The organism is Streptomyces sp. (genome assembly GCF_031178505.1).
In the GTDB taxonomy this organism is placed as follows: Bacteria; Actinomycetota; Actinomycetes; order Streptomycetales; family Streptomycetaceae; genus Streptomyces; species Streptomyces gulbargensis.
Map to the genome: position 1 here is coordinate 1 of NZ_JAPSIW010000414.1, position 6200 is coordinate 6200.

A 6200-nucleotide genomic window follows, 5' to 3' on the forward strand; every position below is an offset into this window, starting at 1 on the left:
CATGCCGTAGATGGTCCCCACCAGGGTGGGGGCGAAGAGGATCGCCGCCCAGGCGGAGATCTTCTTGATCTCCTCGTTCTGTTCGAATCCGGCTTCGGCGAGAGCCCGCATCTCGGCGTTCTGCTGCTGGGTGACCAGGGTTCCGTTGACCGTCAGGATCTCCGTGAGGGCCTGGCGGAATCCGTCGACGCGTTCGCTGGTGTGGGTGACGTGATCGGCGACGTCACGGAGGTAACGCTGGAGTTCCTCGTCCGTGCCGTATTTGGCGAAGCCCGCCATCAGGCCGTGGAGCATGCCGACGAGGGGGCGGGTGGCCCGCTGGAACTCCACCATTTCCCGGGAGAGTTCGTAGATGCGGCGCGACACCGCCGGGTCGCCGCCGAAGACCTCCGTCTCGATCTCGTCGATGTCGTTCTGCACGCCGGCGACGACGGGGGCGTAGCCGTCCACCACCGCGTCGAGGATCGCGTAGAGGACCGCTTCCGGGCCGAGGGCCAGCAGGTCGGGGTCCGCCTCCATGCGGCGCCGGACGGCGGAGAGGTCGGGGGCCGCGCTGTGGCGGACGGTGATGACGAAGTCCGGGCCGACGAAGACGTGCAGCTCCCCGAACTCGACCTCCTCCTGGGCGTCGAGGTAGCGGGCGGCGCGCAGGACGACGAAGAGGGTGTCTCCGTACCGTTCCAGCTTCGGGCGCTGGTGGGCCTCCATCGCGTCCTCGACGGCGAGCTCGTGCAGGTCGAACTCGGCGGCCAGGGAGTGCAGTTCCTGGGCGGTCGGTCGCTGGAGACCGATCCACGCCATGCCGTCGGGGTGCTCCCGCAGCTGCCGGAAGGTTTCCGCGAGCGTGGCGGGGGAGGCGACCCGCCGGCCGTCCCGGTAGAGGCTCGCCTGGACGACGCTCGGGCCGTCGACGCGTGCGGGCGCGGACGGAGCCGCCGGGGCGGGGGTCGGTTCGGACGGGCGGCGCCGGGTGGCGCGGGGGCGGCGGTCGGGCACGGACCCTCACCTCCTGGATCTCCGGGCACGCTCCCGCAGGATATCGGGGGCGGGGGAGCCGGGCCTCCGGCGCCCCGCACCGGACCGGCCGCCATCGGCGCCGACCCCGGCGCCCCGCACCGGCCACCACCCGGCCCCGCCTCCGCCCGCCCGGCGCCCCCGCCCCGCGGCCCCTGACCGACCCGGAGCGCGAGTACCGTCCCGGGCATGGCCTCCACGACGACGTACCCGGTCCTCGGTCCCCGCGCCCTGAACCGGGCCACCCTCGACCGCCAGCTGCTGTTGCGCCGCGCGCCGCTCACCGCCGAGCAGGCGGTCGGCCACCTGGTCGGGCTCCAGGCGCAGAACACCAAGCCCCCGTACTACGCGCTCGCCGCCCGCCTCGACGGCTTCCGGCCCGCGGATCTGTCGGGGCTCATGGAGTCCCGTACCGTCGCCCGCATCGTGACCCTGCGCTCCACCGTCCACACCCACACGGCGCGGGACGCGGTCGCCCTGCGCGGCTTCGTGCAGGCCGGGGCCATCGACCGCGAGCTGGCCCAGTTCCGCAAGGGCCTCGCCGGGGTGGACCTGGACCGGCTCGCCGCCCGCTCCCGCGCGCTCGTCGAGGAGCGGCCGCGCACCCCGAAGGAACTGCGCGAGGAACTCCTGCGCGACTGGCCCGGCGCCGACCCGCAGTCCCTCTCCGTCGCGGCCCGCTGTCTCCTCCCGCTCGTCCAGGTCACCCCGCGCGGCCTCTGGGGCCGCTCCGGACGGGTCGCCCTCACCACCGCCGACGCCTGGTTCGGCGGACCCGACCCCGAACCGGCCGACGCCGACGGGACCGTCCTGCGGTACCTGGCCGCCTTCGGCCCCGCCTCCGTCAGGGACATGCAGACCTGGTGCGGCCTCACCCGGCTCCGCCCCGCCTTCGAGCGCCTGCGGCCCCGGCTCCTCACCTTCCGGGACGAGCACGGCACCGAACTCTTCGACCTCCCGGACGCGCCCCGACCCGACGAGGACACCCCCGCCCCGCCCCGCTTCCTGCCCGAGTTCGACAACCTGCTGCTCTCCCACGCCGACCGCACCCGCGTCGTCCCGCCCGCCCACCGCACCCGCACCTGGACCGGCAACCAGGCCCACCGCGTGTTCCTGCTCGACGGGTTCCTCGCCGGCCTCTGGCAGCTCACCGAGGAGAAGGACCGGACCACCCTCACCGTCGAACCCTTCGCCCCCGTGACGCGCGCCCAGCGCGCAGCCCTCGTGACCGAGGCCGAACGAACCCTCCGGATCACCGCGCCGGAAGGGCTTCCGTACGACATCGTCGTCACGGAGGAGCGGTAGCCACCGCCCCGGCCGGAGCGAGCACGGACCGTGCCGGACATGACGGCGGACGACGTCACGGCCGGGCCGGCCGGTCCCGAACGCGGCCCCTCGCCTCCCGTGCGGCCGGCTACGGCAGCACCCCCGCCCGCCGCGCCGCCACCACCGCCTCCAGGCGGGTGTGGGCGCCGAGTTTGCGCATCGCCGAGCGCAGGTAGCCCTTCACCGTCTCCGGGCGCAGGCCGAGGCTCCGGGCCGCCGCCGCGTTCGTGGCGCCCGAGGCGACCGTCGCGAGGACGTCCGTCTCGCGGGGGGTGAGCGTCACCGACGGCGGTTCCGGGGGCGCGCCGGCGGCCGATTCCAGGCGGCCGCAGACGGCGCGCAGCCGCTCGCGGAGTGCCGGGTCGGTCACCCCGGGCAGCAGGCCGCGCAGTTCGCCGTGGGCCTGGCGGACCTCCTCCCAGGAGGGGACCAAAGGCGGCGGGGAGAGGAGGACGCGGACCTCCTCCCGGACGGCGAGGGCCTGCTCGACGTCCCGGGCCGCCGCGACCGCCGCGTCGAAGACGCGCTCACCGATGGGCAGGGCGTCGCGCAGCGCCCCGTACAGCACCCCGCGCACCGTACGGCGGACGACCACCGGCACCGCGATCACCGCGCGCAGACCCTCCGCCGCCACCGGCCCGTCGTACTCGTGGGTGATGTGCCGCGCCGAACGGTAATCCGTGACCGCGCACGGCCGGGACAGGGCCAGGCACTTACCGCCGAGCCCGGAGCCGGTCGAGACGGCGAGCCCGCGCAGCGCCGGGGTCACCGCCCCGCTGAGCTCCGCGATCCGCATCGTGCGGCCCTCCTGGAGCAGCCCGCCGAAGACGACGGGCAGCCCGCTGGCACGGCGCAGCCGCAGCAGCGCCCCGCGCAGCTCCCCCGTTTCCATCCGCTCGGCCACGGAACCACTCCTTCACCCCCGAACGGGGGTAGTGAGACCTGGGTCACCGATTACACGATGGGCGGGACCGGTCCCGCAACGAGGAGGAGACATGACGGCAACGAGGGCGACGGACGCCACGGAGAGGTTCCGGACCGCCCGGGACTTCCTGCTCCTGCACCGCGAGGAGTACGAGACGGCGTACGAGGGCTTCGCCTGGCCCCGCCCGGAGCGCTTCAACTGGGCGCTCGAATGGTTCGACGTCATCGCCGAGGGCAACGACCGCACCGCCCTGCACATCGTGGAGGAGGACGGCGGCGAGACCCGGATCAGCTTCGCCGAGATGTCCGCCCGCTCCAACCGGGTCGCCAACTGGCTGCGCGCCCAGGGGGTCCGCGCCGGTGACCGGATCGTCGTGATGCTCGGCAACCAGGCCGAGCTGTGGGAGACGATGCTCGCCGCGATGAAGCTGCGCGCGGTCGTCATCCCCGCCACCCCGCTCCTCGGCCCCGCCGACCTGCGCGACCGGGTCGAGCGCGGCCGCGCCCGGCACGTGATCGTGCGCGCCGAGGACACCGCCAAGTTCGACGAGGTGCCCGGCGACTACACCCGGATCGCGGTCGGCGGGAACGGGGTGAGCTGGCTCGGGTACGAGCACGCCGCGCGGGAACCGGCGGAGTTCGAACCCGACGGCGTGACGCTCGCCGACGACACCCTGATGCTCTACTTCACCTCCGGCACCACCGCCCGCCCCAAGCTCGTCGAGCACACCCACACCTCCTACCCCGTGGGCCATCTGGCGACCATGTACTGGATCGGGCTGCGGCCCGGCGACGTGCACCTCAACATCTCCTCGCCCGGCTGGGCGAAGCACGCCTGGTCGAACCTCTTCGCGCCGTGGAACGCGGAGGCGACCGTCTTCATCCACAACTACACCCGCTTCGACCCGGCGCGCCTCATGCGCGAGATGGACCGCCACGGGATCACCAGCTTCTGTGCCCCGCCCACCGTGTGGCGGATGCTGATCCAGGCCGACCTGGGACTTCTCAGAACCCCGCCGCGCGAGGTCGTCGCGGCCGGTGAACCGCTCAACCCCGAGGTCATCGAATCCGTGCGGCGCGCCTGGGGCGTCACCATCCGGGACGGCTTCGGCCAGACGGAGACGGCCGTACAGGTCTCCAACAGTCCCGGCCAGCGCCTCAAGGAAGGGTCGATGGGCCGCCCGAGCCCGGGCTTCCGGGTGACGCTCCTCGATCCGGTGACCGGCCGGCCCGGTGCCACCGAGGGTGAGATCTGCCTCGATCTGTCCGCCGACCCGGTGGGCCTCATGACCGGCTACCACGGTGACCCGGAGCGTACGGCGCAGGCGATGGCCGGCGGCTACTACCGCACCGGTGACATCGGGACCCTGGACGAGGACGGGTACATCCATTACGTGGGCCGGGCGGACGACGTCTTCAAGGCCTCGGACTACAAGATCAGTCCCTTCGAGCTGGAGAGCGCGCTCCTGGAGCACGAGGCCGTGGCCGAGGCCGCCGTCGTCCCGGCGCCCGACCCGGTGCGGCTCGCCGTCCCCAAGGCGTACGTCGTCCTCGCGGACGGGTGGGAGCCCGACGCCGACACCGCGAAGCTGATCTTCGCGCACGCCCGGTCCGTCCTCGCCCCGTACAAGCGCGTCCGGCGCATCGAGTTCGCCGACCTCCCGAAGACCGTCTCCGGCAAGATCCGCCGGGTCGAACTGCGCCGGCTGACCGCCGAAGGCGCCTCGACCGGACCGGAGTTCGCGGAGGGCGACCTGTCGTGACGGCACCGAACCACTCGTACGCGCACGGGGCCGACCTCACTCCGCTCCTCGGCGACACCATCGGTGCCAACCTCGACCGGGCCGTCGCCCGGTGGCCCGAGCGCGAGGCCCTGGTCGACCTGCCGACCGGCCGCCGCTGGACGTACGCCCGCTTCGGCGCCGACGTGGACCGGCTGGCCGGGGCGCTCCTCGGCAGCGGGGTGCGCAAGGGCGACCGGGTCGGCATCTGGGCGGTGAACCGCGCCGAATGGGTCCTCGTCCAGTACGCCACCGCCCGCATCGGGGCGATCATGGTCAACATCAACCCGGCCTACCGGGCGCACGAACTCTCCTACGTCCTGCGGCAGGCCGGCGTCTCGTTCCTCTTCGCCTCGCTCGCCCACAAGAGCAGCGACTACCGGGCCATGGTCGAGCGGGTGCGCGGCGAGTGCCCCGCCCTGCGGGAGACGGTGTACTTCGGCGACCCGAGCTGGGACGCCCTCCTCGCCCGGACGGCCGGAGACCTGCGGCCGGAGCCGCTCTCCTGCGACGAACCCGTCAACATCCAGTACACCTCGGGGACCACGGGCTTCCCCAAGGGGGCCACGCTCTCCCACCACAACATCCTCAACAACGGCTACTTCGTGGGGGAGATGATCGCCTACACGGAGCGGGACCGGATCTGCGTCCCCGTGCCCTTCTACCACTGTTTCGGCATGGTGATGGGGAATCTCGCCGCCACCTCGCACGGTGCCTGCATCGTGATCCCGGCACCGTCCTTCGACCCGGCGGCCACCCTCCGCGCGGTCCAGGACGAGCGCTGCACCTCCCTGTACGGCGTGCCCACGATGTTCATCGCCGAGCTGAACCTGCCCGACTTCGCCTCGTACGACCTGTCCAGCCTGCGCACCGGGATCATGGCGGGCTCGCCGTGCCCGGTGGAGGTCATGAAGCGGGTGGTCACCGAGATGAACATGGCGGAGGTGTCGATCTGTTACGGCATGACGGAGACCTCGCCCGTCTCCACCCAGACCCGCCGCGACGACGACCTGGAACGCCGCACGGGCACGGTCGGCCGGGTCATGCCCCACGTGGAGGTGAAGATCGTCGACCCGGCGACCGGTCTCACGGTGGAGCGCGGGACCGCCGGTGAGCTGTGCACCCGCGGCTACGGCGTGATGCTCGGCTACTGGG

General features: G+C 73.1%; 5 protein-coding genes. 3 read left to right on the top strand and 2 right to left on the bottom strand.

The genetic code is table 11. The features are described 5' to 3' along the window. The coding region (locus RIF68_RS23790) for a magnesium and cobalt transport protein CorA (RefSeq protein WP_309053332.1) at positions 1-996 on the bottom strand (996 nt) is incomplete at its 3' end. Between the two features lie 207 nt (positions 997-1203). On the opposite strand from RIF68_RS23790, the gene RIF68_RS23795 reads away from it, so the two are divergent. Beyond that, on the top strand, positions 1204-2319 hold the full coding sequence (locus tag RIF68_RS23795; protein ID WP_309053333.1) for a winged helix DNA-binding domain-containing protein: 1116 nt from the start codon (positions 1204-1206) through the stop codon (positions 2317-2319). Positions 2320-2428: 109 nt separating this feature from the next. On the opposite strand, the gene RIF68_RS23800 is transcribed toward RIF68_RS23795, so the two are convergent. Beyond that, complete coding sequence (locus RIF68_RS23800) at positions 2429-3244, bottom strand: helix-turn-helix transcriptional regulator (RefSeq protein ID WP_309053334.1); 816 nt, start codon at positions 3242-3244, stop codon at positions 2429-2431. 91 nt (positions 3245-3335) lie between these two features. On the opposite strand from RIF68_RS23800, the gene RIF68_RS23805 reads away from it, so the two are divergent. Together RIF68_RS23805 and RIF68_RS23810 are read left to right on the top strand one after the other, a co-directional pair. After that, a complete protein-coding gene (locus tag RIF68_RS23805; RefSeq protein WP_309053335.1) occupies positions 3336-5027 on the top strand; it encodes an AMP-binding protein in 1692 nt (563 codons plus the stop codon). Further along, on the top strand, positions 5024-6200 hold a 1177-nt coding region (locus RIF68_RS23810), incomplete at its 3' end, for an AMP-binding protein (RefSeq protein ID WP_309053336.1). The genes RIF68_RS23805 and RIF68_RS23810, both read left to right, overlap by 4 nt.

Coding starts and splice junctions, on each gene's coding strand:
- RIF68_RS23795 (WP_309053333.1), top strand. CDS start 1,204: ATGGCCTCCACGACGACGTACCCGGTCCTCGGTCCCCGCGCCCTGAAC.
- RIF68_RS23805 (WP_309053335.1), top strand. CDS start 3,336: ATGACGGCAACGAGGGCGACGGACGCCACGGAGAGGTTCCGGACCGCC.